Here is a 2,757-nt window from a genome sequence, read left to right on the forward strand (position 1 = left end):
GCCGGGGAGTTTCCCGCCTTTGACGAAGTCGAAGTCGGTGGGGAAGCGCAGGTGGTAGCGCAGGTCGAGGGTGTCGGTGGTGGTGTCGGGGAGGCGGAGGTAGGCCTGGGTGCCGCCGTCGGGGCCGTCGGCGGAGCGGCTGGCGGATCCGGCGGGGTAGGAGACGCGGAGCAGGACGCCGCCGGGGGCGTCGGAGGTGGTGAGAAGTTGGGCCCGGTCGAGCCCGAAGTCGCCGTCACCGATGTAGTCGAGCCCGTTGCCGATGAACCACTCCAGGTCCTTCGGGGTGACCACGGAGTCCACCGCCCGTGGGGTCGGCTCCGCAGGGGGCCATGCCGCGCCGCATGCCGTCGCACCCGCCACCAGTACGCCCACAGCCACTGCGGCGGAGCGCCGCAGTGCGCGGCGCTTCGTCATGACCATCGCTCAGCCGCCGGCGGAAGGGAGGACGGGCGGGGAACGGCGGTAGGCGACCGCGAAGCTGCGTTGGCGGCGGGTGTGGACCTGTTCCAGGACGATGGCCAGCAGGATCAGTGGGATGCCGATGGCGCCGAGGAGGTTGAGCGGGGGCAGGCTCAGCTCGTTGGGTCCTTCCTGGCCGATCTGGCCGCGGACGGCTTCGGCGGCGTGGATCCGGGAGGCGGTGAGCAGGAACGGGCTGCCGTCGGCGGCATTGATCCCCAGGGCGGTGGTGGTGACGTCGACGTTGTCGGCGTGCACGAGTTGGGCCGAGCGGGAGCGGATTCCCTCCTGGGCGTGGTCGATGACGGTGCCGGAGATGGTGGTGGCGGCGGCGACGTCGATGCCGGTGGTGCCGCCGGTGATGCGGCCGCCCACGATGCGGGTGCCAGGACTGAAGGTACGCACGGCATCGGACGCGACGTTGTCGGCGACGAGATCCTGCACGAGCACGCCGGTGGTGTCGGGCGTGGCGACGATGCCGTCCTGGCCGCCGCGGAGCCGCAGGCCGGTCACGGTGACGGTCCTGGCGCCGCGTTCGATGCGCACCCCGGTGGCGGAGTCGGTGATCTGCAGGTCGGTGAGGGTGACGTCCTGGCCGCCGACCGACACCCCGGCCACCCTGGCGCCCTGGAACGTGGAGTCGCGCACCGTCATGCCCTGGGTGCTCTTCTCCACCACCATTCCCCGCCGGCCCCTGGTCACCGTCACGTGGTCGAGCGTGAGGTTTGCGCTGTTGACGTGGGTGAAGATGCCGATCGGCTGGTCGGTGGCGGTGAAGCCGGTGACCATCACGTTCTTCGAACGGCTCAGGCGCAGGCCGCCCGACCTGTCGGACGCGGTGGCGACCCCGATGACCTGGATACCGGTCTGACCGATGATGGCGACGCCGAACACCCCGTTGCGTGCTGTGGAGACACCGGTGATGGGCCGGTCCGTGCTCTCCCCGGTGACGATCACCCCGTTGCCGGCATTTCGTTCGGCGCGGATGTCGTTCATGGTCGTGGCGCGGTCGCCGCGCAGGACGATCCCGTCGGCGGTGGACTCGCTGACGGTGACCTGGTCGAGGTGCACGGCGTCGGAGCGGGACAGTTCGAGTCCGGTGCTGTTGCGCGCCAAGGTGGTGCGGACCAGGGCGCCGGTGCTGGCGGGGTTGAACGACACGGCGGCGTGGCCGTTGTCGGTGTCGAGGGCGGGAGTGCCCAGGTCGGTGATGGTGGTGTCGGTGGCGTCGAGCCGTCCCTGGCCGGTGACGACGATCGACGGACGTCCGGGCGACGGGGGCAGGGGTTGGCCGGTGGCCGGGTCGGCCGAGGTGACGGTCAGCCCGCGCAGACTCAGGCGCCCGCCGCCGGTGTAGAGGGAGGCAGTGTCGACCGTGCTGGGACCGCCGGCGAGAGCAAGGGTGCGGATCCCCGAGACGTCTGCCGAGACGTCCATCGTGGTGCCCGGGGTGAGGATCACGGTGGCGGCCAGCAGCGCGGTGTCGGTGGTCTGACGCATCCAGGTGGGAGGCAGGGACTGGTCGAGCACGTGGATGGTGACCGGGCCGGGCCGCAGGGGGACCTGCTGGGTGAGGCGGCCGTCGGCCACCACGTCGACGCGGGTGGTGCGCACGATCGCCATCCGGCTCGGCCGGCCCCGTTCTTCCCAGGCAATCCGGATCTTGTCGTTCGCCGCCGCGCTCCGGCCGGCGGCCAGGGCCGCCGCGGCCTGCTGCCGGGAACGTTCGGCTGCGCGCTCACGGGCCTGCCGCGCGAGGTCCGAGGACGTGGTCCGCTGCACGGGTCGGGCCGGTCGGGCCGCCGGGCGTCCTCCCGCGACGATCCGCCGTGGGGCCGCTGCGGGAGGAGCGGGCGGCGGATCGGCGACGAGCCGGGGTGCGGGCTGCGGCTGTGGCGCGGGCTCGAGGACGGGCTCGGGCGGGGTCAGGCGCGGCGGCTGCGGTGGGGTCGGGGGCTGAGGCACGGCCCGCGGCAGGCGCTGCTGCGGCTGTGGTTGCGGTTGCGACTGGGTCGGGGGCTGGCGGAGGGGAGCGGGCTGTGGCCGCGGCTCGGGTTCCGGTTCAGGTTCGGGCTGCAGCGGTCCCGGCTCCGGCGGTGACTGGGCGGGGAGCGCCTGGGCGGCGGGGATGACGGTGCCGGCGGCCGCGGGCGTGGCCGGCAGGGCGATGGTGGCAGTGGTGAGGGCGACGGCCAGGAGCAGCAGCCGGGTGCAGGTGCGTCTCATGCGGAGATTTCCTCCGGTGTGGAGTGGTCGTCATCGGTGGTGGTACGCACGACCACGCCGTTCTCCACG

General features: G+C 72.9%; 2 protein-coding genes. Both read right to left on the minus strand.

All coding sequences use genetic code 11. The features are described 5' to 3' along the window. Nucleotides 1–417, minus strand: a 417-nt coding sequence (locus AC5L35_RS37255; protein ID WP_495064463.1) for a polysaccharide lyase, incomplete at its 3' end; no start/stop codon positions are given. A 9-nt stretch (nucleotides 418–426) separates the two neighbouring features. Next, complete coding sequence (locus AC5L35_RS37260) at nucleotides 427–2,688, minus strand: right-handed parallel beta-helix repeat-containing protein (RefSeq protein ID WP_495064464.1); 2,262 nt, start codon at nucleotides 2,686–2,688, stop codon at nucleotides 427–429. Nucleotides 2,689–2,757 lie beyond the last annotated feature (69 nt).

It is taken from the genome of Pseudonocardia sp. OZ21 (genome assembly GCF_059359135.1).